The sequence below is a fragment of the Streptomyces sp. NPDC054770 genome (assembly GCF_053611985.1).
The window spans coordinates 79006-105592 of the sequence record NZ_JBSHBL010000023.1 but is presented as its reverse complement, the minus strand read 5'-3'; the positions used below and the strand labels follow the sequence as shown (position 1 = coordinate 105592).

Here is a 26587-nt window from a genome sequence, read left to right as displayed (position 1 = left end):
CTTCCTGCTCTCCGGGATTCCTGTGGAAACCACTCCCACGCTCGCGGACCATCGTGACTGATAACCGGCCAGAGGCCGGTCTCAGGATGAAGACTTCTCGCCTTCGCCCATAGCCCCATCAGGTCCGCCTGATCACTCCTGAAGCCGCACAGCAGCAGTCCGTCGGGGGTAAGGACCTCTTCGGACTGCATCTCGCGGAACGACGGGCCGAAAAGTTTCCTCGACAATCTCCGAAGTCCAGCCTCGCCTTCGATTCTCATTACGCTCCTTCCCCCGCCTCGTCACCCATGATGTCATCCATGATCTCAGTGAGCGGATCGACCACTCCGACACCTCCGTCCGCCCCTTCACAGTCACAGGGGGTCCCATCCGGCACCGTCTCCGGTTGAGGTTTCGAGGCAGCCGACGGTGCATCAAGTGCACTGCCCTCGCCCTTGATCCGTGTGTCGTATCCATCATTGCCGACAACACGCACAGAGTCGAACTTGAGCTTTGCCGACGATATGGCTTGCCCGAGTGATTCACCAAGCTTTTTCCCGAGTCCCTTGATATTCACGACAAGTTCGTCGGCCTGCCCCTGCTTCTTGGTGATGCTCTTCATGACGGGTTCAACGTCGGTTTTCCCCTCTTCCGGCGTGTAAATGTCCACCGCCCTGACGTCCACCAACTCCCCGTCTTCCCATGTCAACCTGACGAGGTCGGAAGTCCCCGACCCCCGCTTGGAGCCTTTTATCGGGTTTACCGGAAGAAATTCCTCACCGGATCCGTCATCGCTTCCGTCCGAGAATTCCTTCCCCAACTTCAAGGCCTGATTGAGATACTCCCGAACGGATCGTTCTTCCTCGACCTTTTTTTGCTCCTGCGCGTTTCTTATCTTTTCTTCGCCGATCCGGTACTTGTTGCCGCGTGAGTCCGTCACCACTTTCGCCTGGTATTCCTTGCTGTACTCGATGGTGGAACGAGACCCCGAGCACGTTCCGGGAGTACATTCGTCACCGAACCCCTCCTCGTCGGCTTGGTGCCGGGTGATGGGCTTGGCACCCTTGCCGACAGGCTTGTTCATGGTGGGGTCGGCCCACCAGTTGTCACGCCCGGTCGGATCGGATCGCGTCGTCGGATTGTTACCCGAATAGCCGTAGCCCGCGAGTTGGATGGGATCGGCGGCGTTGAAGACCGGGTCGACGGAGAGGAAGCGGCCATTGGCCGGGTCGTATTCGCGGGCACCGAGGTTTTCCAGGCTCGTGGTGGGGTCGGGGGTGCCGCCGATATAGCCCTTGTCGCCGGGCCAGGTGGTGGGAGCGGTGCCGCGGGTGCCACCGAAGGGCAGGTACTGGCGGCGGGTGACGGTCAGGGTCTGGTAGTCGATGGCCAGGCTGTCGGTGCCCTGCCGGTCGGGGATCAGGTACTGGATGTCACCGGTGCTGGAGCGCTCGGCGACCGTCGTGCCGCCGATCGAGTAGTAGCGGGTACCGGACAGGGCCGAGGTGGAGGTGTTCTCCACCAGCTGCTCGTCACCCAGGAAGAGCGTGGCCTGACCAGGGTCGCTGCGCAGGACAAGGTTGCCGTCGGTGTCGTAGAGGTAGCTGGTGGTGCCGGCGCTGGTGGTGTCGGTGGCGAGATTGCCCTGGTCGTTCCAGGTCAGGGTCTGGTCGCCGGTGGCACCCCCGGTGATGCCGGTGGTGTCGCCGGACAGGTCGTAGGCGTAGGACGCGGTGTTCTTGGCGGCGTCGGGACCGGTCGCGGTGGTGCTCGTGAGGGTATGAGGTTGGTCGGTGGCCGAGCCCTGGGACGGGTAGTTGTAGGTGGTCGTGGTGTCGTCGGCCGTGGTGCCCGAAGTGTCGTGGTCCGTCTGGGTCTTACGGTCGCCGGCCGCGTCGTAGGTCCAGCTCTGCCAGTACGCATTCGGGCCGCCGACGGACGCGCTGCCGCCAGGCGTGGGCGTGGCGGCGCACTGGTCGGTGGCGGTCCAGGCCGCGGACAGCCGGGTGGCGTAGTCGTACTGGTAGCACTGGGTGTCGGTGGTGGCGCCACCGTTCTGCTTGTCGGTGGTGGAGGTGACCAGGCCTGCTCCGGCCGAGACGTTTCTACTCTTGTCCTCGTAGGTATAGCTGGTGTCGTCGACCACGTTGCCGGCGGTGGCGTCGGTGGTCTTGGCATCGGTCAGCGCCCGGGTCTGCGCGTCATAGGTGAGGGACAGCGCGACCCAGGAGCCGGAGGGGCCCATGGTGTACTGCAGGGGCTGGCCGTACTCGGAGTACCCGACGGCGGTGACGTAGTCCCAGGCGGCGGTGGCACCGTCGCTGCCGAGGCTGGTGAGCCGGCCGTAGGTGTCATAGCCGTAGTTGATGGTCTCGGCAGGCAGGCCGCCTGATGCCGGGTCACCCTGCGAGGCGAGGCTTCCGGTGAGGGTGTAGCTGTAGCTGGTGGTGTAGCCGGCGGCGGGGGCCAGGGCTGCCTCGTTGGAGGGCAGGTTCGCCACGGTTTCCTTGCTGGCCGCGGGTTTGGCCAAGCCGTTGTAGGCCAGGATCGTGTTCGCCACCGAGGGGCTGGCGGTGCCCTGCTGGTACGAGACCGACGACGTCGGGTAGCCCTTCTTCAGAGTGTCGTAGGTCCAGGCGCCGATCTCGTCGCCGGTGGAGGTGGCCGCGCCTCCGGTGGTGTCGTAGGCGAAGGTCTTCCGCCCGTCCGTGTCGTAGGTGTACGTGGTCTGCTTGCCGCGGGCGTCCGTTGCCGTCAGGAGCTGATCGGCGTTGTCGTACGTCGAGTGCGACGTTCCGGTGTCCGGGTCGGTGGCGGAGGTCTGGTTGCCGAGCAGGTCGTACGTCCAGGACCAGGCATTGCCTGCGGCATCGGTCTCACCGATGCGGTTGCCGTTGGCATCGTAGGTGTAGTGGGTGTCGGAGTAGTCGCCGGCCGAGTCGTTGACCGGGTCGGCGGAGACGCCCTGGTGGTACTGGTACAGGTCGATGGTGTTACCGCGGGCATCGGTCAAGGTGCTCTGGGCCGTGGCGCCTTCGGGCGGGACGGTGGTGATGACGTTGCCGCCGTAGCTGGTGGTGGTCCGCCAGGTTTCGGTGCCCAGGGCGTAAGCGATGCCCGCTGTCTGACGGCCGGCGCCGTCGTAGACGTAGCCCGTCTCGGACGGGATGTCTCCGTCCTGTGCTTGTACCAGGGTCGAGGACGGCACGCCCGTGGTGTAGTAGGAATCGGTACTCTTCGCCACCAGGCCGTCGGTGTTGTAGACGGTGTCTGTGATCAGCCGCCCGCCGTCCTCTGCGCTGACCTGTACCTCTCTCTGCCGCAGCAGCGCGTCGTAGAGGACTTCGCTGGTGCGGTAGGAGCCGTCGTCATTGAGTGTCTGGCTGGTGACCACCGACGGTCCGGTGTTGGACAGCGCATAGCTGAACTTCTGGGTGGCCGAGGAGATGCCCGGCTTGAAGCCGGCCGTCGGCCGGCCGAGGGCGTCATACTGCTGCTTGGTGACGTAACCGGCCGGATCGGTCGTCTGCAGCGCGAGCTCGCCCAGCGGATCGTACGTCGTGATGGTTGCGTAGCCGCGCGGGTCGGTGACAGTGACCGACGTCGGCTCAGCACCGGTGGTCGGGGTGTAAGCCGTATGTGTGGTGCGATTGTCGGCGTCGGTGGCAGCCAGGGTGCGTCCGTACTCGTCCACGGTGACGGAGGACGTGGTGACGAACGTGGGGGTGGAGCCGCTGTAGGAGGCGGCCTTCTGCGTCATCGTCACGTCACCCGTCGTGGGCGCAGCACCGAAGACGGTGGAACCGCTGTAGAAACTGCGGGTGTCGGAGACCGCGTCGCTCGGCAGAGAGGGTGTGCCGGAACAGCTCACCGAGACCGTGGCGGTCTCGTCCACCGCATTGAGGATCCAGGCGCTGGTGTTGTCCGCGAAGCTGGTCGTGGTGCACTTGTCGTCCGCGGCGATGGAGGCGTCGCCCAGGTCGTTGGTCTTGGTGACTCTGCCGTCGGAGTCGTGTGTGTAGTCGGTTTCCGTCTCCCGCGTACTGCCGTTGGACAGCGGAGTGTAGACGCGTTCCTTGGCCTGGCCTGTGAGGTAGGCGTGCTGGGCAGGCAGGGCGCTGCCGAGGCTGTGCGTCGCGGTCGCGGCGGAGGTCCACGGATCGTCGATGGTGTCGGTGACGACCTTGCCGCTGTCCGCGCCGTTGTACTGGATCGTCTCGTACGTGTCACCGGCGTACTGATCCGAGTCGGCGACAGCCGTATCGCCGCGAGAGTCGGTGACCGTCGCGGTCCTGGTGGCGCTGCCCGGCAGGGTGTCGCCGTCCATGCCCCGGAAGTAGGTGTAGTCGGTCTCGGTGACCGGGTCCGGTGCGGTGCCGGTGGTCACCTTCATGCCCTGGTAGCCACGCCACTCGTTCCAGGTCCGCTGGTCGGACGGGGTGAGCGGGTTGTCGTCGTGGTGCCAGGCCGGGGAGCCCACCGGAAAGTAGTGGGTGGCGATGGTGTCGTTGACGCCGCCACCTGTCGGGTCCTGTTGGGTCACGCCGGTGACGATGTACTTGTTGAACCAGTCCTGGACCGGAGCCGTCTTACCGTCCGGGGTCCAGTAGACCGGGTAGCACAGCTTCGTGTTCTGGCTCGGGTCACTCGGGGTTCCGGATGCGCAGGCCGCCGAGGAGTAGGCGACGTTGATGATGCCGCCGGTCTCCGTGGTGATCGTGTTGAGCCGCTGGCGGGTTATGGGCGGGTATCCGTTGGTGACGTTGACACGGTTGGAAAGCGGCGTGCCATTGAGCGCTACGGCGTGCATCGTGATCGGAGACGTCGATCCGCCGCCGGCCGTGTCCTGCCCGGTTCGGGTGATCGAGGACAGCCACAGGGAGGCGGTGGTGGAGTCACCGGTGGCCGGGAAGGAGTGAGTGAGTGTCCAGGAGTCGACGTTGGTCTCGGTGGTGCCCACCAGGGCCTGGGTCTGGATGCCGGTGAGTTCGTACTCCGACCAGAAGGTCGGGGAGTTGATCGAACAGGCGGCTCCGCTGGCGCAGTTGAGGTCGTACGGGACGTCGGGCCAGTTGGCGGCCGTCGAGGAGGACAGGCCCGAGGTCGCACAGCCGGTGGCGGAGGTGGAGCAGCGGCCGTTGACGGTGAAGGTCACCTGGCCGGCCGGGGAGGTGGAGTACACCGTGCCGGCCCGCTGCCCGTACATGATCTTGTTGAGGTAGCCGCCGCGGATGTAGGAGGTGTTGGCGGTGGTCCCCAGGTCACGGGCGTAGTAGTTGGTCTCGGTGGTGTAGAAGTACGAGACCGCGTCCTGGTGGGCGTCCACGACATAGTCGAGGTTCCAGCGGTAGGCCTGCTGGCACCAGGAGTTGGCGAACGTCGCGTTGTAGCAGGGCTGGTCGGAGGCGGTGGCGTAGACCGGCTCGGTCCACACCGAGTTGGTGGCCGTGTTCCCGCTGGCGTATCCGGGCAGTTGGTTCTGCCCGAAGTAGTACTGGGTGCCGTCGTCCGTGGTGACGACCCAGTACTCGCCGTTCTGGGCTCCGTTGGTGGCTCCGGTCTTGTACTGCACCCGCTCGTTGGAGTCGTCCTGGGGATGCCAGTCGCCGTGCGTGTCGTCCTGGACAAGAGTCGTGGACTGGCCGCCGAGCGACAGCGTGATGGTGTTGTTGCCGGACCAGCAGTTGTCCTGGGTCTTGGTCGTGCCGGACGGGTTCTGATGGCAGGACTGGTAGGAGCGCTCGATGAAGCCGGGGCTGTACTCGAAGCCGTCACCGATCCACGAGGCCTGGTTGTTCGTGGAGGAGGTCAGACCGTCCTGGGACTGCGAGTTGTAGTCCAGAGTGATCTTCGGGCCGAGCCCGCCCGGCACCGCCGGGGTGCCGATCGGGTAGGACCAGTTGAAGGCGTCGGTGCTTCCGCCCGCCTGCCACGACCCGGACGGCTTGAGCGACGTCGCGGAGTAGTCGCCGCCGCCTCCGCCTGCCGACGAGGTCGCCGCCACCACCACCGACGCCTGTTCGGTCGCGGTGCTGTTCTTCACTGCGGGAAGGGTGATGTTCGCGCTCACCCGGCGCGTGGTGCTGTCGTTCGCGGAGGTGAGCGGTGTCCGGGTGCGGCAGCGGGCCAGCCGCGGCGTGGTCAGGGCACACGCGGGCAGCGTCACCAGGTGCAGGCGGGATGCCCAGTCGGCGCCGAAGGCGGCGGTGAACGCCGAGTAGTCCAGTTCCAGGCCGACGCGGCTTTCGGCGTTGCTGCCGTCGCTGCGATCCAGGCCCAGCAGGACGCCGTTCACGCCTGCGGCGCTCGCTCCGCTGCGGGGCAGCACCCGCACGCCGACGCCCGACGGAGTGGCGGCCGTGGTCTTCCCGGCCCCCGCGGCGTTGCGCTTCGCTGCGGTCTTCGCCGGGCCTATCCACACCGGGAGCGACCCGGCACGCATCGCCGCGTCGGATGCCCGCTTCGCTTTCGCCCCGGCCCCGCCCAGGGTGACCTTCGCCGCGCCGGAGGGCCATGAGACGTGCGGGGGGCGGTAGGCCGGCATGGGCTTGGGGCGGTGGTAGTGCGAGGCCACAGCGGTGACCGGCACCGGCTTGTCATGGGCGGGGGTGGGCGCCTGGTGCCGACCGGCCGCGTCGGCCGGCGTTGCCTGCAGAACAGCGGCGCACAGAGCCATTGTTGCGAGAGCCGCGGTGGGGGCGCGCAGGGCAATACGGCTCAGCCGGGCGCGTACGACCCGGCCCGTTCGGACTGCCTTGTTGCCCCGGTGTCTACCAGAAACCACAGCGTCCCGCTCCTCGGTGTCCATAACGATCACTCGATCCGAGCGGACGCTACCCATCCCTTCACACCCGACGAACTCTCCTGCCGAGTCATAACCAGACTCTTACGTCGGTTACATGACAACATTCCGCGGTCAATCAGGCGGAATGATCGACTCCAGCCACCCTGCCCCTCTGGCCCCCGACAACAGCGGACTCCTAGCGTCGTCAACCACTGGATCTTCAGGTCATCAGACAGGGGTGGATCTCCACATGCGATGGCACCACATACCCGGCGCACCCAGAACCACCAGCCGCGGCAGAGCCGCGGTCACCGCCGTGCTTGCCCTGGTCGCCGCCACAGCGAGCCTGACCCCGGCCCATGCCGACACCCCCGGGGACGCCACCGGGGGCACGGCCCGGTACTCCTCCGGCGCATCCGCCCCGGTCGCCAAAGACACGCCCAAGCGATCGGACCTGTCACAGCTGCCGAACGGATACGGCCCGTCAGCCGCCCAGCGTGAGGCGATGGAGACCGCTGCGGCGACTGCCCGGAGAACCGGGAAGGCCGTCACGATCAGCTCGTTGACAACCCCCGTCCAGCAGGTGACCGTCAGGCCCGGCGGTGGATTCCAGCTGTCGGCCAACCCCGAGCCCGTGCGGACCAGGCAGCACGGCCGCTGGGTCGCCGTCGACATGACACTGCATCACAACAGCGACGGCACCTGGTCTCCGGCGGCGACCGCGTACGGCACCGTGTCCTTCTCCGGTGGCGGCCACGCCCCGCTGGTCGCCACGCGGTACGACGGCGTGGGCATGGCCGTCTCCTGGCCGGGCACGCTGCCCGCTCCCGTCATCAAGGGCGGATCCGCGACGTACCGGTCCGTGCTCCCCTCGGTGGACCTGGTGGTCTCCGCCACCGCCGCCGGCGGCTTCACCGACACACTGGTCGTCAACTCCCCTGCCGCCGCCCGGAACCCGGCGCTGGCCACCCTCCGTCTGGGCACCCGGGTGACCGGCGGACGTCTGACCCGGGGCAGCGCGGACAACCTCGCGCTGCGTGACACCCGTGGCCGAGACCTCATGGACGCGGCCAGCCCACTGATGTGGGACTCCAACACCGCCCTGCCGACCCCCGCCACCGGGAAGGCGCGCACCGCGAGCAAGGCCAAGGTAGCCGCGGACCCCTCGGACGCCGCGCATCCCGGGCTGGCCGCACGTGAGGCGCCGGTGGGTACGAAGGTGTCCGCCTCCGGGCTGTCACTCGTACCGGACCCGCGGATGCTGAAGGCCCGCTCCACGGTGTTCCCGGTCTATATCGACCCGACGTTCAACTGGCACCCCTACGATCCCGCCGCCCCGGCCTTCGACGAGGTCAAACAGGGCTGCCCCAACAAGTCCTTCTACAACCAGACCGGTTCACTCGCCGACAACGGATACCTGGGGGTCGGCTACAACGGCTGGCAGGAAGGCTCCTGCTACACGGGCAAAGAGCACGCGATCTACCAGTGGAAGCTGTCCTCCACCATCTTCGGCGCGCACATCAACACCGCCACCGTCAACGCCACGGAGATCTACTCCGCGTCCTGCTCCAGCTCCTACACCGTCAACCTGCACTGGTCCGGGGGCCTCGGATCGGGCACCGACTGGAACAACCGGCCCGGCTACAACAGCTACTCCACCTCCGCCAGCTACGCGCGCGCCTACAACCCGACATTCTGCCCCTCGAACGATTCGGTGACCCACGGTCTGAACGTGCTCACCCCGATCGCCCACAACGCCGCCGGTCACTCCGCCACCTTCACCGCCACACTCAGCGAGGACTCCGCCGAGGCCGGCCACGACGACGGCGGCTTCTCCCGCTTCTCACACAACCCCAGCCTGGAGATCTTCTACAACCTCCCTCCCGCCGCCCCTTCCCAATCGACGATGGCCGCAGTCGCCGGGGCGGACGACGCGGCCTGCGACACCACCGGCCCCGACTACCCGTACATGGGTAAGACCATCGCCAGCACCCCACCCGTACTGAAAGCGAAAGTCTCCGACGCCGACAGCGACAAGCTGCAGGCGACCTTCCAGTACTGGATCAACGGCTCCACCACCCTGCACACCGGGCTCAGCAGCGACAACCTGGCCAGCGGCTCCTCCGCCGCCTACAGCCTGCCGTCGAGCTTCATCAGCTCGCTGACCAGCGGCCAGATCGTGGACTGGCAGGTCAAGGTCACCGACGGTGAGGACTCCACCTCCTACACCCAGTCCCCGACCTGCCACTTCGTCGCCGAACCCACCGCACCGAGCGCCCCCACCGTCACCTCGAAGAACGGCCTCTACCCCAACACCGACAACGACGGGGGCGCGGGCGCCGCGGCCGGCACCGCCGGCACCTTCAACGTGGCCACCAGCGGCGGGGCCGGCGCGACGAAGTTCGTCTACTCCGTCGACGTACCGCCCGCCACCAGCAACCCGCCCGCTTCCCAGGTCGTCACCGCTTCGAGCAACGCCGCCGCGGTGACCATCACCCCCTACTCCCCCGGCCCGCACACCCTGTGGGTGTACGCCGTGGACGCCGCAGGTGACGACTCCGGCGCCACCGGCTACCCGTTCCTGGCCACAGGAGACCCGAACACCACCTGCGCCAGCCTGTCCGCGTGCTTCAACAACACCGGCATCAGCGCCGACGCCAACCCCGGCCAGGCCGACATCGACGGCGTCGGCGACAGCTTCTCCGCCACCGACCTCACCACGGCAGGCTGGGCCAGCGGCGGCAAAGTCACCATCGACGGAGCCACCTTCACCCTGCCCGCGTTCGGCTCCGGACAGAAGGACAACGTCCTGGCCGCCAACCAGACCATCACCTACAACGGCTCCGGCAGCGCCCTGGACTTCCTCGCCACCTCCAGCTACTCCGGCCTGTCCACACCGGGCGCCATCGCCAACGACGACACCGCGCCCTACGTCCCGGCCGGCACCCCGGTGAGCGGTTCCTACTGCTTCAACGGCACCGACCCAGCGGGCGCCTGCGCGGCCACCGGCACCATCACCTACACCGACGGCACCACCGCGAAATACGACCTGACCGTCCCCAACTGGAGCGTCAGCAACGACGCCATCGCCGCCGTGGTCCTGCCGCACCGCAACGACGTCGCGGGACAGGCAGCCTCCCCGCACCGGCTCTTCGCCTTCTCCGTACCCATCGACCCGGCCAAGACCATCGCCTCGGTGACGCTGCCCGATGTGGGCAATCACATCGGCTACCACGCCCAGTCCCTGCACATCTTCGGCATGGCCACCCGCAACACCACCACCGGCACCCCGGAGGCCACCGGCACCACCGCCGCCGCACCGACCGGTCAGAGCTGGACCGGCGCCTGGGCCAACCCCAACGAGGGCCAGTACAACTTCCAGGGCGCGAACTTCTCCAACCAGACCTTCCGTATCGCCCTCCCCGCCTCGATCTCCGGCAACACCGTCCGCATCAAGCTCGACAACGCCCTCGGCACCAGCAAGCTGTCCATCGGCCACGCCACCATCGCCCAGGACTCCGCGTCCGGCGGCCCCTCCGCCGTGCCCACCGCCACCCCCACCACCCTCACCTTCGGCGGCAGCCAGGCGGTGACCATCCCCGTGGGCGGCTCCGTCTACAGCGACCCGCTCACCTTCCCCGTCACCGCCAACCACTACCTCCTCGTCTCCTACCAGCTGAGCAACTCCGTGCCGTACCTGGTCCAGCACTCGTTCGCCAACAACGCCTACCAGTACGTCACCGTCACCGGCGCCGGGGACAAGACCACAGACACCACCGGCACGCCCTTCGACGACAGCACCGGAACCCTGCAGGGCTGGTTCACCGACCTCGTCACCAATGTCGACGTCACCACCAGCCACACCCCGACCGAAGCGGTGCTCGGTGACGGACTCATCGACGCCTTCCAGCCCAACACCACCCCGGTCGCCAGCGGAAGCCGCGTCTCCGACACCCTGGAGGGCGCCGAACCCACCACCCCCAGCCCCTACGGCACCATCGCCGAGGGCATCGAGTCCAACGACCTCATGACCGACAACCCTCAGACCTACAACGCCAAAACCCTCGGCGGCCCCTCAGCTCTCTCCCGCATCGACCGCGACATCCTCGACCAGCCCGGCATCAGCAGCGTCGTGGTCTACGAAGGCCTCGAAGACCTCCTCGGCGGCAGTACCCCGGACGATCTGGAAGCCAACGGCTACACCGCCCTCGTCCAACAACTCCAGGGCTGGGGCATCTCCACCACCCTGACCTCCCTCACCCCCTGCGACGGCTTCGCCGGCGACGGTGCCGCCGCCAACGACCCCTGCACCAGCACCGTCGACGCCAACCGCTCCGACGTCAACGGCTGGCTCGACGACATGGACCTCGGCAGCCCCTGGTCCACACCGCCGGTCTACTTCGCCGACTTCGACACCGCTCTCGCCGTACCCGACACCAGCAACGGCGAGAACAAACTCGCCACGGCCGCCGACACCGGCGACCACGTCAACCTCACCAACCCCGGATACGCCGCCGAAACCCTCGCCATCCTCTCCCCCCACGACACCTGGGCCCTCGACGACGGCGACGGCTTCACCATCGCCAACGACACCGCCCCCACCGACACCCCCTACACCGTCAACGACACCACCGGCGTCGGCAGCAACACCCTGACCCTCAACGGCACCACCGCCTGGACCAACGACCCCACCCGCGGCGAAACCCTCTCCTTCGACGGCACCACCGGCTACGCCGCCGGCGGCGGCCAGGCACTCAACACCGCCGGCAGCTACTCCGTCTCGGCGTGGGTCAAACTCTCTTCACTGCCCACCCGCAACGCCACCGTCGCGGCCCAGGACGGCACCCAGAACAGCCCCTTCTACCTCCAGTACGACTACGCCAACACCAACAGCCCACGATGGGCCCTCACCTTCGCCGACACCGACACCACCAACCCGGCCCTCACCGTCGCGGAGTCGACAACAGCAGCCGCCGCCAACACCTGGACCCACCTGGTCGGCACCTACGACGCCACCACGAAGACCGCCCAGCTCTACGTCAACGGCACCCTCGTCGGCACGGCCACCGGCGTCACCTCCTGGAACGCCGCCAACGCCTTCACCATCGGCCGCAGCCTGTACAACGGCAGCAACTCCGACTTCTTCCCCGGCCTGATCAGCACCGTCCAGGCCTGGAACTACGCCCTCACCCCCAACCAGGTGACCGCCCTCTACCAGCAAATCCCCTGACCGCTCCCGCTGTGGGTGCTCCCGGCCGAACAGCCAGGAGCACCCACAGCGGCGCACCACATGAACCCGAAGCTCTGCTGAGGCCCTGCTCGTTCTGCCCGGCCGGGGTCTCACGCAGAGTCGGCATCTGCGAGCCTGTTCAGCAGGTCTGTAAAACGGCGTTCCAGAGCATCAGGTGACGGGTTCCGAGATCGTCACGCACTTGAGGTGACGCCTCACCACCCTCGCATCGGTGACAGTTTCAGCACTACACCGCACTCCACACGGTGTACCCGCTCGGCACTCCAAAAGAGGTCGAGCAGACCAATCGGATCCACGAACGCACAGGTCAGGACGCCTTTGCGGCCGGTTCAAGGATCGCCACGCACTCCACATGATGCGTCATCGGAAAGATGTCGACCTGAACGGATCCCAGAAAATCCCTGGTCAGAGCCGGTTTCTCGGCTCATCGTCCATCCTGCAGGCACCCAGAGCGTCAAACGAGCGTCACGGCCGAGAGTTCGTCCTGCTCAGGACTGAGCAGGCTGCGGCAACCAGCTCACCCAGGCATCCTCCCCCGTTCGCTCCGGACACCAACTCGCACATCATGCCCCTCACAACGTCACCAGCCGCCATTATGGAGTCATGCTCTCCAGCCCACAGCGCCCCACACCGAGGGACGTCTCAGGCATGGACGCCGAGGATCTCGCGCTGTATCGAGAGAGGTTCCGCCGCCGTCTGCCGGAGTCGCTGGACGAGCTGCGCGGGCGACCCATGGTGTCGTGGATCTGCCGCTTCACATGGCCCGGTACGGGGTGGCCTCGTACGACCTGGGCAAGCCTCGCCAGCGTATGGGCATGTACCGCACCGTCCGGCACGAGGGCCTACGCGATGACCTGTCACGTTACCTTGGCCAAGATCTGCTCCTCCAACTGTGGCCAGTGCTGCACACCCTCGTCGGCCGCACCGTGCGCCCAGTATGGGAAGATGCTTCCCAGCTCACTTCACGCACCGGGCAGCCGCATGACAGGCATGCCGGAGCTGCACACGCGGCTTCAGGCCGACGTGATCGCTTGCGGCTCGCCGCACTTCCTGGTCCTCGCCGGCGGATACGTCGTGCGGGCGCACCGCCTCGTCAACTCTGCGGCGGCCGAAGAGTATGCAGCCGGTCGTGTCGTCCATCTGCCACCGCGCGGGGTTTTCGCCTGGCCTCATCTCGTCCGCCACCGCGCACCCCTTCCGCTGTGCTCCACCACGGAACACTCCTCCGCAGCCCGGCGCCCCCACCGCCCACGTACGAACCCGATCCCCCCAGCGCAGCGTCCCTGCGCACAACGACCCGATGTCTCCCGGCGCACCGGTTAGTGACCTGCGGCGTTACACCACAGCAACCTGTCAATCGGGATGTCCGGCTAGCGGCAGTACGACGCTGAAATGCGCGCCCCTGAGCGTCGAAGGTGCAGTGTCCGAAGGCAACGCACTGATGCCCGCGAAGTCCGGTCTGACCATCTGCAAGATCCTCATGACGCGGGACAGGCCGGCGCCGCGGCCTGTCCCGCGCGTGGAGTACCCCTCGCGGAACACGGTGCGTTCCCGGCCGCGTACATCGGCAGCGAAGCCCGGGCCGCTGTCCCGGACATCGACGACGGCGTCGTACGCCTGCAGGCCGACGTCGATCCTGATCGTGCCGCCTTGCCGGGAGGACAGCGCCTCGGCCGCGTTGTCGAGGAGTTCGTGGAACACGACCCGAAGGGCGTCGTCGGCGACCGCGACCCGGGTGTTCTCGGGACAGCGCACGTCGACATGCACCTCGGGGAAAACGGAGCGCAGTTCCGTGGTCAGGACCGCCAGCACGGTGTCCAGCGCGGCCGTGCCGACGGGGACGACGGGGTCGGACGAGGCCGTCTCGGCGAGCACGGTGCGGGCGCGGTCGAGGAGTTCCCCCGCTTCCGCGCCCTCCGCCCCGGCCAGCTCCTGGAAGGCCGCGTAGGACGGGGTCAGCAGGTGGCGGTGGGCGGGCCAGCCCGTCAGCAGCGCGACTTCCGGGGCGACGACGGATTCGGCGGCTGGGGCGGCGGGCTCCGCGGGAAGCCGTTCGACGGCCGTGGCCAGTTCCGCCTCGGCTCGCTGCCGCAGCCGTCGTTCCAGAGCGGAGTTCCGCAGCGTCAGCTCCCCCTCAGCGGTCCGTACGAGGGTTCCGTTGGCCAGAAGGGTCTCGGTGCCGGCGGCGATCGCGGCGTCGACGTTCCGGCCGCCCGCGACCGCCTCCGTGATGACGGACATGTCCTCCTCCGTCACGCTGCCGTCGGGTCCCGCGACGACCAGCGCGGCCCACAACGCCGCCTCGGACCGCGTATCCGTACAGCGGCCGAGCAGTTCACCCTCCAGCGCCCCGACGAGCTCGGGGTGGTCCTCCCAGGCGTCGACCCGGCGGGACCCGGACACCGGGCCGGGCCACCCGCAGCCCGGTCTCACCACCGCGCGCAGCATGACGAGCAGTAGTCCGGGGTCCATCCCCGTGCACCCGGCCATGGCGTCGGCCGCGACCGCGTCGCCGGCCCCCGTCAGGTCGAGAATCCAGCGAAGCGTCTGCCAGGCGGCGTCCCGGTCGGTGGCCAGGACGCGCCGGAAGTCCTGGACCGTCGAGCCCGTCAGCGCGTCGAGTGGCCATTGCCGGGCGATCAGCCGCAGCAGCAGTACGGCACGCCGCTCCCGCACGGTGGCCAGCCGCAGCAGATCGCGCAGCGTGACCACCGCCACATGAGCGCGGCCCAGATAGCCAGAGGGTTCGAGGTCCGGGCCCAGCGCCAGCCAGAGCCTGCTGTTGGCGGAGTGGCCGGTGAGATCCGCGGGGATCTCCCGTACGTCGGGGCGCGCGATGAAGAGATCGATCCGCCCGGAGGTGTGGAAGCGGCGCAGCGGCTCCTCAGTGAAGAGCCCGTCCAGCGAGGTGACGAAACCGTCGCCGTCCGGACGGCGGTCGGCCCGGGGCTCCGTGCCACCTCCACAGAGGGCCGTGGCCAGCGCGGCGGCGAAGCGCACCGCGGAGCTCTCGTGGTTGTGCTCAAGTCCGGCGTAGGCGTCGAGCAGTTCCCGGCCGTGCTGATCGGCCGGCTTCCAGCGGGCGAACCCCGCCTCCCGTTGTGCGGTCTCGTCACGAATCAGGTCCAGGACCCGTTGCGGAGTCAGCTCGCGCCAGTCCCCCGGCCACAGCGGGGGTACGGCCTCGGGGAACAGAGCGGTGGCGGGCTCGTGGGCGAGACGGGAGCGGACGATCCTCAACTGGCCTGCCTTGAGCAGGGCTTCGAGGTCGGCGGCCGCCCCGTGGGGCTCCTGCGCGTCGCTCTCCCCGCCGGTCGACCTGGCGGCGATCCGGGCACGCAGCATCTCGGTCTCGGCGTCGACGATCCGGTCGATGTGCCCGGTCCGGTCCTTCAGCAGCAGAGTGGCTTCCGGTTGCCGTCGGCGGGCGGCGGCGGCGAACTCGTCCACCTCGTCCGGTCCCATCTCCAGGCCCGCCTCCTGCGCGCGGCGCATCAGCTCCCCGCCCTCCAGCCGGGCGGCCTCGTCGGCCCGGTCACGGGCGGCCAGCAACGCGGCCCACCGCTGCCCGGACGGGTCGTCCAGCTCCGCGCACTCCAGGAGCATCGCCTCCGCGGCGGTGAACTCGCCGTCGTGGACCAGGCGTTCGTACACCTCGGCGGGCTCCCGGCCACCGAACCCGTCCAGGATGTCGTCGCCCAGTGCCTCGCGGTCCGGGTCGGCGGTTCCGTCTGCCAGCGCGAGCAGCACGGCCCGGTGGCGGAAGCGGCCCGGCCAGGTGGCCAGCAAGTCACGCAGCGGGGTGGTCATGGGGCTCCTTCCGGGACCTGCTCAGCAGCCGCAGCTGCTTGAGCAGGGCCAGGGCCGGCATACGGTACGGATCGCCGAGGGCGTCCGCCTCGCTGAAGAGCTGGTTCCAGTGCTGCGCGACGAAGACGGCGAGGGGAAGGTGATCCGCTGAAACGGGCCCCTTGGCGCTGTCCCGGTCCGCGAACTCGGCCGTGTCCCGGATCAGCATGCGGGCGTCGTCCACCATGGTGTCGATCCGCTCGGCGTAGTTGAGATGCCGACTCCACTGGATCTGCTGCCGTTTGCGCGGGCCCGGGAGCCGCGGCATATCGGCGACGATCTTATCGACGTACTCCCTGATGTCCCGGTCCGGCAGCAGGGTGGCCAGCTCCTCGCGTCCGCTCTCCGTGCCCCCGCCCGCGAGCCCCACGGTGATCATCGTGTCCAGGAAACCGCCCGCCTCGCACAGGGTTTCGTGGACATACCGCCCCGAGGCGAAGCCGAAGCTCTGGCGGGACGCCGTGAAATTCTGGGCGCGCTCGGCGAGTTCCTGCCACCGCTTGGTGATCCGGTCGGCCTGCGAGGAGTGCTCCGCCTCACCCTCCAGCAAGTGCAGCGGAAGTGCCGTCAGGGCGATCTGGTGGTACGCCACGGTCAGTTCGGCGAGCTCCGACCAGGTCGGCGGAATCCCGTCCAGGCCGCCCCCGTCGGCACCCGCCAGTTCGGTGTAGGCGAAGACGCCGGTCTCGCCGCCGCGCAGCAGCAGCTCGGCGATCGTGCCGACCAGGGCGACGGCCCGTTCCTGCGGCGAACCGGTGAGCAGTTCGGCGATCGCGTAGAACAACAGCTCGCCGGTGGGTCCGTGTTCCACGGGTACCGCGGCGGCGGTCAGCGCCGGGGACAAGGCGGCCGCCGTTCCGATCCGGGGAGCCAGCAGGCTCGCCTCCAGGAACGCGTTCCGGCGCCAGGCATCCTTGAGCAGCCAGTTCGCCCAGGTGTCCCAGTCGGGGCCGGGAGCAGGGTGTTCGCGCAGGGTTCTGGCGATCTCGGCGCGCAGGGTCTCGGGTGGGCACGCCGGATCCTCAGCACGTGCTTCGAGGATCTTCCAGGGGAGGCGCGCCGCGGTGCCGGTGTCCGTGGCCACGACCTGTTCCTCGGGACGAGACGCTGCGGCCGGCTGGGCAGGGGCGGGGAGGGCTTCCCAGTCGGCGATGCCGAGGGTGCGGGTGAAGGCGACGGCGAAGTCGGCGCCGAGGACGTGCAGGCCGACGTGTCCGCTGTGCGAGGACGCCGCCGAGCGTGCCGTCGGCCGGTCGAGCGGGGAGTAGCTGCCGGTCAGAACCTCGTGGTCGCTGACGATCGCGCGAACCTCCGCGCGCCCCTCGCGGTAGGTCCGCCGCCGTCGGAGGTCCGCGAGGAGATGGTCGTACTGTCCGGGTTCGGACAGCGGAGCCGGCAGCGCGGGGTGGTGGAGGTGGAGCACCGCGCCGGCGTCGAGCCGCAGGCGCAGACGGCGGGCGAGGAAGTCTCCGCAGACGATGCGGTCGGCGCGGTCGTCGGTGATGGCGAGCCGGTTCGTCGTTCCGCCGAGGGCCTGATGGACGGCGTCCCGGTAGTCGGCGTCGTCGGTCATGCGGACGACCGGGGCGCCGTCCCGGAGGGCGGCGACCGCACCGACCAGCCGAGCCTGGACGTCCTCCCACTCGGCGGTCCACACGACGCGCGCGGCGACCTGGTCGTCCCGCCAGCCGTCGGCCAGGGTGGGGAGCCGGCCCGGCGGTACGAGGCCGGGGGCGGCAGCGGTCTCCCGGGTCCGGCCGAAGTCCTCGTGCCGGAAGGCGATGCGCCGGCTGTCCGAGCGGTACGGGTAGACCCGCCGGGCCCACAGCAACAGGTCGACGACGCAGCGGGCCGGTCCCGGCGTGTCCGGGGCGGCCTGGACAAGGACGCTGCCGCCCGGGTCGAAATCGAGGACACTGCGGGTGCCGACGAAGGCCCGCTCGTCGTCCTGGATCAGGACGCAGGCCCGGGTACGAGAGCTGCGGTTGGCGAGCAGGACCTGTTCCGGGTGCCGCGCCTGCAGATCGTAGAGCGCGGTGGAGACTTTGGCGGGCAGGGTGGCCGTCGGATCGGTACCCCAGAGGAAGACCAGGGTGACCCCGCGGGCCAACGCGGCTTCCAGCTCGGGAAACACGTCGTTCAGCGCCGAGTAGTCGATGGTCGGAACGGACAGGACCAGTTGGTGCCGGGCCCGGCGGATGAGCTCGCCGCGCCACCAGGTCACGTCCTCCCCCGCCGCGACGGGTGTGGCCGCGGCCCGGAAGTCGGCGAGCTGGTCGACGCGTTCGGCGAGCCGTCCGGCGGCCTCCGTCAGCTCGTCGTTGTCCGCCTCCATCGTGGCCGGGTCCGCGGTGCCGGTCCGCGCCACCAGGGCGGTGAGCCGGTCGGCGAGATGACCGAGGTCGATGCGTTCGGGGTCCGCGGGCTCCGCCTTGTTCCGCAGGGAGGTGACGAAGGGGTCGTTCGGGCTCTGCTCGGCGAGTGCCGCGATCTGACTGCGGAACCGGTCCCTGGCCTGGCGGTTCCAGCCGGAGGTGTCCGAGAGGGACACGGCGAGCCGCCCGGTCTCGGGGTCGATCTGGACGGTGCCGCTCACGGAGAGCCAGCGGACGCCGCCGTCGGTGCTGATCAGCGGGTTACCGAAGGAGACGTCGAGGATGTTGCTGCGCAGTCCCCTGGTGCGCTGCTCGTGCCGGATGGTGGCGCGCACCGCGCGCAGCAGTTCACCGCGCGGCAGGTCGTCCGCACCGACACCCTGGCTGATCGGGACCTCCACGCTGTCCACGGGCGCCTTGAGCAGGGACCGTTCGAAGACGAACACGCTCCCGGTCATCGGCTCGAAGACGAACTGGCGCTGCTCCGTCTGTGTCGAGGCGTCCTGCAGGCCGTCGCCCGCCGCGAGGAGATCCTTGGCGGTCTCGGTGAGTTCCAGGAAGCCGTCGGAGAAGTCGATGGACACATAGCCCTTGGTCCACAGGCCGTGGATCACGTCCAGCATCACCCGGTGGGGCAGCGAGAACAACTGGGCCAGCTCTTGGACGGTGCGTCGGCCGGCGACGACGCCGCGTGCGACAAGACCTTCCAAAGTGGTCGTCCCCGCTTCGGGGCCGAGCACCAGGTTGAGGGTCACGACCTGGCAGGGCACCGCGATGTCAATGGTCTGGGCCATCAGTCGCCTCCTCCTGTGTCCCGAGGTACGCAGGCGCGGGCTTGATCGCGTCGTGGCTCCGGAACACGTCGATGACGGTCCGCCAGTCCTCCCCGCCGTGCTTCTCGAAGTGCCGCAGATCCCCGACCACGACGAGGAGCTGTACGGCTCGCGAGAGCATGACGTTGATCAGCTCCGCCTGGGCGACGTGGCCCACGTTCTGCCGCGGGTGGGGGCCCTGTTCGACGGAGCGCACCAGGGAGACGACGACGATGTCCGCCTCCTGCCCCTGGAAGGAGTGCACCGTGTGCACCTTGTCCTCGATCCCCCGTTCGGCCAGGCGCTTGCGCAGCAGTTTCTGCTGCTGAATGTACGGGGTGAGCAGGGCGAGGTCGCCCGGGTCAGGCCGTTGTTCGCGCAGGGTGACGACCAGATCTCGGACCAGCGCGGCCTCGCCCCCGTTGCTCCAGTGCGGCTGGTCCCGGCAGCCGTCTCGCTGGGAGGTGTCCAGCCAGACGAGCGGCGCGTTCTGGAGGTACGACGGTCGGCTGAGGCCGTGGAGCATCTCGGCCTCGGTTGACGGGGATTCGAGGAAGCTGACGGGCAGGCCCGTGTCGTCCCGTTCGACACCGCCGTCCTTTTTCCTCTTCTGGTAGAAGGTACGCCCGACCGTTTCGGCGATCGACGGGTGCATTCGGAACTGGCTCACGAGCCGATTGAGGGGCCGGTGTTCGGCCGTGGGCGAGGGCCGGACGACGCGGGTGACGCTCATCCGTGCCCCCGCGTCGGCGCCTTCCTGGTCCTCCTCGTCGGCGCTGTCCCCCGTCACATCCGCGAACAGCGAGCCGAAGAGCTCCAGATGACGGAGGTAACGGTCTGTGGCCTGCACATGGCGCATGATCTCGTCGCTCCTGTTCGACTTCAGTCGGTCCAGGAAGCCGGCGAGATCCGTCGCGCGGTGCGGGCCGAGCTGCCGGTGGTCGCCGATCAGGGTCCAGCGAACGCCGAGGGCGAGCGGCATGATGATCTCGGTGGGCCACGCCTTGGCCGCCTCCTCAATGATCACCCAGTCGAAGACGTCGGTCGCGTCACGGATGTCGTCGTTCAGGGTGCCCGCGATCGAGCAGGTCGCGAGCACGATGTTGGCGCCGGCCTTGATCCGGTCCGAGACCTCCACGTCGTTGCCCTCCACGACCCGTGCCCACTCGTCCCTCAGATGCTGCTCCGTCGGGCTGAGGACGGGGCCGCCCTCCTCGGGGTCGGTGGTGCCGTGCGCCGCCTCGACGATCTTCTCCCTCAGTCGCTGCGTGAGCGTGGTCAGGGTGTGATTCCGCAGGACGGGCGGAAGCTGGTCGTCGCTGCGGCTGTCCTGGAGTTCCCGGAGCAGCAGCACCTTCCCTTCCGCGATCTCCTTCTTCAGCCGCTCGGCCAGACGGACACCGAGGCTATCGAGGGCGTGGTTGGACTGGGCACTCACCAGCACCCGTCCTCCCGGCTCGGCATCCAGGTACTCCTGGACCGCGTGGGTGGCGACCGTGGTCTTGCCGGTGCCGGGTGGTCCCTGCAAGGCGTAGAAGGGGTGGTAGTCCAGCATCTCGTTGATGATCTGCGGGGCGTTGCCCTTGAGGCGCTTTATCCGTTCCTCGCCCTCGTGGCTCCACCGGCCTCGGCTGAGCCGGATCGAGGACGGACTGTGCAACGCGCGCATCAACCCGTGCCGCTGCCGCAGCGCCTCGATCCCCCGTGCCATGCGGCGCAATTGGATGTCGGTGCCGCGGTCGCCCGACGGGCGGACCCACCCTCGCTCGGGGAGGGTCTGACCGCCCGGCGCCGTGACCGTGATCGAGTCCTCGTCCTCCTTGCGCTCGATCCTGACCTCGACGGAGTCGCGGCCGAAGTAGGGTTTGCCGCCATCGTCGCGTACGACGGTGAGCGTGCCCCCGCCCTCTTCGTGGAGCAGCGCGGCGGCGAAGTCCCCGAGGGACGGACGGCGCACGCGATCCCCTGCGTACGCGGTGAGCAGCGGCGATTCGTTGATGCGTTTACGGTCGCGCTTGAGGTCGTGCTCCAGCACGTAGCTTTTGCCGGAGTGGGCGCCCTCCGGCAGCCGGTAGGCGTACTGGCGGGCGCGGTAGATGACTCCCTGATACTCCATCATGAAGCGCATGGACTGGAGAAGTTCCTTGTTCTCCGGGTCCGCGGGCGCACTCGCGGCCCTGACGGCTTCGGTGATCGGCACCCAGAGGGGCCGGTCATCGTGCACGTCGTCGCCAAAGTCCTGCCCGATCTTGTACGGCACGAGGTCGAGACGGCCGACACGGCGGCGCGGCCGGGCGGCGAGGACCTCCGGGGCGAACCTCCGGTCCACGAGGTACTTGATGACCAGGGTGTCCTCGTGGGTCTTCTTGATCTCTCCGGTGAGCTTCTCGTCATAGAGGAAGGCGCAGAACCAGACGGCCCGTTCTCCGATCAGCACCCACTCGGCCTGGGCGAGCCGCTCCTCCCGGCCGGTGTACACGTATCCCTTGGCGCCGCCGGGCATCCAGACCAGCTCAGCCTGCCGCAACTCCCTTTCCAGAAAGGCTTGCAGTTCCTCTCGGCCGGCCGTCTCGATGGGGCTGCGCGAGATCCAGCGGCGCTGGCGGTAGATGGTGTCGACGGACTGCTCGGGCATGAAGGCGACGAGATAAGGCCGTTCGGTCTCCTGGTGCCGGGACCACACCGAGCTGATGGGTTCCCAGTTCTCCTCCAGCGCCCGGGCCGCCTCGAACGAGGAGCACCGGCCGCGGGGGTCGGGATCGAGCATATCGAGCAGCACCTGCCGCAGTTCGCGGGGCACCCGGACGGCGGTGTGTACGTTCAGGTGCTGGCGCATACGAGCGTGCAGTTCCCGCAGCGCGTCCGGCAGTTCCGGCGGGGCGGCCGCGGCCACCGCGGCGTACGCCTCCGGAAGGGTCGTGGCCAGCGGGCCGCAGAACAGCTCCCAGCCGAACACCCCGAGCCCGAAGACATCGGTACTGGCCCAGTCCCGGCGCGGCGGCGCGTTGTCAGAGAACAGCGACGGCCATGTCTCGGGCGCGAGGTACGCGAGGTGGTGGGCGGGCGCGATGCCGTCGTGCGCCTCCAGGTACAGGTCGGTGACCATGCTGCGGTAGTCGCTGTCCCGGGTCGGCGCGTACATCGACTGGACGAGGTTGCCGAGCAGGGCGCTCATCTCGAAGCGGCCCAGCGCGAAGGAGTAGCGGTCCTCCTGATCGGTGCGGCGGATCGTGATCGCGGCGAGCGTCACATTGCGGTGCAAGATGCGAGCGCCGTGCAGCTGGCTGAGGGCGTCGACGAGCAGGGTGTACTGGTCGAACACCACGTCCCGGTTGCCTTCCACCCAGCCGGGGAAGTCGCCCTCGTGCCACTCCTCGCTGACCCGGCTGCCCTCCTGGCGGGTGAGGGTGAAGGCCGCGCCGAGGCCCTCGTCGTACCTCCCGTCGACGAATTCGGGCAGCGCGGGGTGGCTGAGTGCCTGGAGGCGCAGCAGGCTGCGCACCTCGTGCTCCCACAGCTCACCGACGATGCTCGTGAGCTTCCGGAACACGCACACGTCGTAGCGTTCCGGGTCGCCGGGCCGGCCGAGGGTGGCCCGGATCATGCGACCGCCCGCGACGGCGACCGCGGCGCCGTGACGGACGTACGGGCCGAAGGGGGCTCCGTCGCCGGTGAAGAGCGAGTCGAGGACTTCCTCGGGGGTCTCGTCGTCGAGTTCCGTGATCATGACTCCGTCTCCCCTTGTCCGGCCGGGCGTCGGCGGAGGGCTTCCACCACGATCACCCCGTCATCCAGCGCCAGCGCGGTGCGCCGACGGTCGAGTACGGCCCAGTCCCGCAACCGGGCACCCAGCTTGTCCGGCAGTTCGGGCAGCGTCCCGGGCAGCGGCGCCGGCCTGTCGTTCCCGGTGGCCCGGTCGGCGCCGTCGGCCGCGGAGCACACCCGCCGGGTGCCGTCACGCAGCCCGAGCAGCAGCAGCTCTTCGCCATCGGGCCCCAGCGCGCGGTCGACGCTCGTCACTCCGGTGAGCGCCCGGTCCGCCGGGCCGCCGGGGTCCGGCGTCCCGTCCAGGCCGTCCGCTTCGCTCGGCCCCGCCGCTCCCGCCGGGGCGCCGGAGGTGTGCGGGCTCCAAAGCCGTACGGCGCTGTCGCGTCTCGCGGCGGTGGCGGGCAGCGGCACCCGGGTGGGCCCGGTGACGGGCAGTATCCGAACCGTAGGCGCCGACGCTCCCTCGCGGAGCACCCCGGTGCGGGTGCGGGTGCGGGGGTCCCACAGGTACAGCGAGCCGTCCCGGGCCGCCGTCACCAGCCGGGTGCCGCCCCCCGTCCCGGTGATCGCGCCGATGGCGGTCAGCGCGCTGTCGCCGGTATGCAGGGGTTCGCCGTCCTGTGCGAGGCCGTCGTCGGTGAGAGTCCAGAAGGTCACTTCCGCCGCGGCCTTCGCGTCGCCCGCCGCGGCCTCGGTGTGCGCGGAGGCGAACCGTACGACGCCGGGCGCGCCGGGCAGCACGGCGAGGGCGGTCGGGGGCGTGGCGGGGCGGCCGGAGACGAGGCTCCGCGGCGCTTCTCCCGAGGCGTCCCAGACCTTGACGTAGCCGCCCTCGTCGACGGTGACCAGCCGTCGCTGTGCCACGGAGACGACGCCGTGCACGCGTCCGGCCGGCTCGGCGCCGGAGCGTGGCCTGTCCGTCGGCCGGGTGAAGTCCCACAGAGCGACGTAGCCCTGCGTGCCGGTCAGCGCGAGCCGTGGCCCGGGCACGGCGGCCATGCCGGTGAGGATGGTGGGCACATCGGTCTCGGCGTGGACGGCGGGGGTGTCGCCCAGGTCCCAGATCCGTACCCTCCGGTCGTTGTGGGCGACGGCGAGCCGGGGGCCGTGGCCGCCGCCGGGCGGAAGGGCGGCCATGGCCAGAAGGCTGCTCCGCAGCGGTGCGGGCAGCGCCGCGACCGGCGCGTGCCCGGCCCACGGCTCCCACAGCAATACGGTGCCGTCCTCCGCGCCGCTCGCGAGCACGGTGGTCTCCGCGTCCCAGGTCACCAGTTCCTTCACGGGCCGGACATGGCCATCGAGCGGCAGGTGCGGGAAGTGCCGCGCCATCCGGCTCCAGCAGACCCGCCACGCGGCGTCCGGTCCGGCCTCGGTGTGCTCGCCGGTGATGCGGGCGGCGCCGAGCTGGCGGAGGCCCGGTCGGTCACCGGGCGACGCCGATCGGATGAGGTGGGCCGAGGCCACGGTGCCGAGCACACCGCCGGGCAGCCGTCCGGCGTTCCCGGCCTCGGAGGTCAGCGACATCCCGCCGGAGAGGACGTCCCCGGCCAGGGCAGGCACGTCGATCCGGTCCAGGACTCGGGGGCACCCGGCCAGTTCCCGCCAGCCGTCGGGTCCGGCCTCGGCCGCGTACGCCGACAGGTGCCGGGCGAGGTGGCCGGGCAGCGGGACGTCGGGGGCGGCCTCGACCCGGTCCGCTGCGAGGGCCACGAGCGCGCGCAGGACGGCCGCCCGCTCGTGCGGGCCCGACCGTTCCAGGAACTTGTCCGCGAAGGTGCGGTGCGCGAGCCGGTAGACGGTGTGGCCGTCCTCGCCGTCGAGGAGTACGTACGCGGCGGCGCGGTGGAGCAGGCGGGCGATGTCGGCGTCGGCGGGGGCGACCCCGCCGGGGTCGAGGGCGCCGGCAACGGTGGCCCACAGCTGGCCGGCGCGTGGCAGGCCGCGGCCCTGAGCGTGGGCGAGCGCGGCCAGCAGCGGAGTGGCCTGCGGAAAACCTTCGGCGATCCTTCCCACGGCGGAGTTGAACAGGCCCCGCTGGTCGTGGGCGAGTAGCCGGTGGAGATCGGCCAGTCGCTCCGGTCGGAGCAGCTCGGGGCTCTGCTGGATCTCCTGGACGACGAGTGAGGCCTGGAGGAACTCCCAGTCCCCGCTCTCGACCCGCTCCCGCACGATGTCGGCGACCCCGTCGACGGCCTCGGCGGACAGCCCTCCGGGCGTGTCGCGCAGACTGCGGGTCACATAGCGGTGCACGGCCTCGGCGTCGCGCTCCAGGGCGTGCACCTGGGCATGGCCGGTGTCGCGCCCGAGCGCGTCGAGCAGTTCCTCCGAGGCCGCGCGCGTGCCGCGTCCGGAAGGCAGGACCGGGTCGGCGCCGGGCGTCTGCCCTTCCGGGGCGCGGCTCACCTCACCGGGCGGCCTGTGCCCGACGACGGGCGTAGGTGCGGTGGGCCGGGTGCCGACGATCAGGCGTACGCCGGTCAGCGGAGCCAGTTCCCTCAACAGGCCGGCGACGAGGACGGGTTCGCGGGCCTCGTCGAGTGCGTCGGCCATGATCACGGTACTAGCCCGGGCCTCCACGGCCTTGCGTAGGGCGGCGATCCGCTCCTGGAGGGCGAGTCCCGGCTCGGCGGGGGCGACGCCCAGCAGCGTCGTAAGCCTGCCGACCACGTCGTCCAGGGTGGAGCCGGCGAGGTGGAGAACGGCGTCGACGGCGGGGAGCGCGAGGTCCGGATCGAGTCGGTCCGCGAACCCCGCCGCGTGGAGCTCCTCGCCGACGGCGGGGTACGCGTGCACCATCAGATTGCCGAGCAGCGCCGACTTCCCCGCACCGGGGGCGCCGGTGACGATCAGCATGCCCGGCGTGTGCGGGTCGGCGGCCCAGCGGGCGACACCGCGGCGGTCGGCCGCCCGGCCCGTGAACCCCCAGGTAAGTTCAGTGAATCCGCTGCAGACGCCACTGCGTAGGAAGTGCGCCAGCGCGCTGTCCGTCTGAGTGTCGAGGAGCCGGTGGAGCCGGTCGTAGTCCTCCACGGTGGCGGTCACCGGCAGCGGGTGTGCCGTCCTCGGCCGCAATGGGAGTTGCCTGCTGCACCCGATGGCACGGGCGTACACCCCATCGTGCGCGTTGAGGCGGTGCGCGAGTTCTCCGGGCTCGATGTCCCTGTCGTGGTCCGTGAAACCGTCGAGGACCTCGGCCATCTTCTCGCGGAAGGTGCCCAGGTGTCCGGGACCGAGATGCTGGCCGGATCCGACCAGCAGCAGGGCCAGTTCCTTCTCCGCAGTGGCGCCGACGGCGGTGAGTTCCTCGGCGACCCGGTCGACGAAACCCCCGGATCCGCAGGCTTCGACGACCACGAAGGCCCAGTGCGGTGCCACGCGTCGGCTCGCCTCGTCGTGGAGGTGCCACGCGAGGGTCTGTGGGACGACGCGGGCCGCGCGAGTGTTCTCGGGGTTCCCCGGTACGAGCAGGCCGGCCTGTTTGTGCTTCCCCTTGCCGTGCCCGATCCACAGCAGGACCGAGGTACGTTCGCCTCCCGATGACGCCCAGTGGGCGAGCCGCTCCTCGACCGTGTTCAGGTCCCACGTCACGGCCTCTGGGACGCCCGGTGCGGCGACCGCCCCAAGGCGGCCGAGGAGCGCCAGGATCGCGGCGGCCTCCTTGGTGGCGTCGACGTGCGTCTGGTCGTGCACGTCGTCGAAGGCGAGTGCGTGGACGGGTAACTCGTCCACGTACTCGGCTCCGTAGAGGTCTGTCTCCCCCGCGTTCATG

At 69.5% G+C, this 26587-nt stretch carries 7 protein-coding genes; 1 reads left to right on the top strand and 6 read right to left on the bottom strand.

Annotation, left to right across the window (positions count from 1 at the left end):
• Positions 1-259: 259 nt before the first annotated feature.
• Positions 260-6763 (bottom strand): RHS repeat-associated core domain-containing protein, encoded by a 6504-nt coding sequence (locus ACWGKQ_RS21555; RefSeq protein WP_453293541.1) that lies wholly within the window; start codon positions 6761-6763, stop codon positions 260-262.
• Between the two features lie 250 nt (positions 6764-7013).
• On the opposite strand from ACWGKQ_RS21555, the gene ACWGKQ_RS21550 reads away from it, so the two are divergent.
• A complete protein-coding gene (locus tag ACWGKQ_RS21550; protein WP_453293540.1) occupies positions 7014-11993 on the top strand; it encodes a LamG-like jellyroll fold domain-containing protein in 4980 nt (1659 codons plus the stop codon).
• A gap of 978 nt (positions 11994-12971) precedes the next feature.
• Here ACWGKQ_RS21550 and ACWGKQ_RS21545 read toward each other — a convergent pair.
• The 5 genes from ACWGKQ_RS21545 to ACWGKQ_RS21525 all read right to left on the bottom strand — a co-directional run bounded on the left by ACWGKQ_RS21545 (position 12972) and on the right by ACWGKQ_RS21525 (position 26586).
• Positions 12972-13199, bottom strand: a complete 228-nt coding sequence (locus ACWGKQ_RS21545) for a hypothetical protein (RefSeq protein WP_453293539.1) — start codon at positions 13197-13199, stop codon at positions 12972-12974.
• Between the two features lie 168 nt (positions 13200-13367).
• The gene (locus tag ACWGKQ_RS21540; RefSeq protein ID WP_453293538.1) at positions 13368-15824 is read right to left on the bottom strand and encodes an ATP-binding protein; all 2457 of its coding nucleotides are present in this window, start codon (positions 15822-15824) and stop codon (positions 13368-13370) included.
• On the bottom strand, positions 15805-19032 hold the full coding sequence (locus ACWGKQ_RS21535; RefSeq protein ID WP_453293537.1) for a hypothetical protein: 3228 nt from the start codon (positions 19030-19032) through the stop codon (positions 15805-15807). Before ACWGKQ_RS21535 ends, ACWGKQ_RS21540 begins: the two co-directional genes overlap by 20 nt.
• Positions 19016-22777, bottom strand: a complete 3762-nt coding sequence (locus ACWGKQ_RS21530; protein WP_453293536.1) for a DEAD/DEAH box helicase — start codon at positions 22775-22777, stop codon at positions 19016-19018. Before ACWGKQ_RS21530 ends, ACWGKQ_RS21535 begins: the two co-directional genes overlap by 17 nt.
• Positions 22774-26586, bottom strand: a complete 3813-nt coding sequence (locus ACWGKQ_RS21525; RefSeq protein ID WP_453293535.1) for a hypothetical protein — start codon at positions 26584-26586, stop codon at positions 22774-22776. The genes ACWGKQ_RS21530 and ACWGKQ_RS21525 overlap by 4 nt, the downstream gene beginning before the upstream one ends.
• Between the last annotated feature and the right edge of the window lies 1 nt (position 26587).

Bases quoted from the DNA above. Each gene is read 5' to 3' on its own strand.
- ACWGKQ_RS21540 (WP_453293538.1), bottom strand. From the start codon at position 15,824: ATGACCACCCCGCTGCGTGACTTGCTGGCCACCTGGCCGGGCCGCTTC.
- ACWGKQ_RS21535 (WP_453293537.1), bottom strand. From the start codon at position 19,032: ATGGCCCAGACCATTGACATCGCGGTGCCCTGCCAGGTCGTGACCCTC.
- ACWGKQ_RS21550 (WP_453293540.1), top strand. From the start codon at position 7,014: ATGCGATGGCACCACATACCCGGCGCACCCAGAACCACCAGCCGCGGC.
- ACWGKQ_RS21525 (WP_453293535.1), bottom strand. From the start codon at position 26,586: ATGAACGCGGGGGAGACAGACCTCTACGGAGCCGAGTACGTGGACGAG.
- ACWGKQ_RS21530 (WP_453293536.1), bottom strand. From the start codon at position 22,777: ATGATCACGGAACTCGACGACGAGACCCCCGAGGAAGTCCTCGACTCG.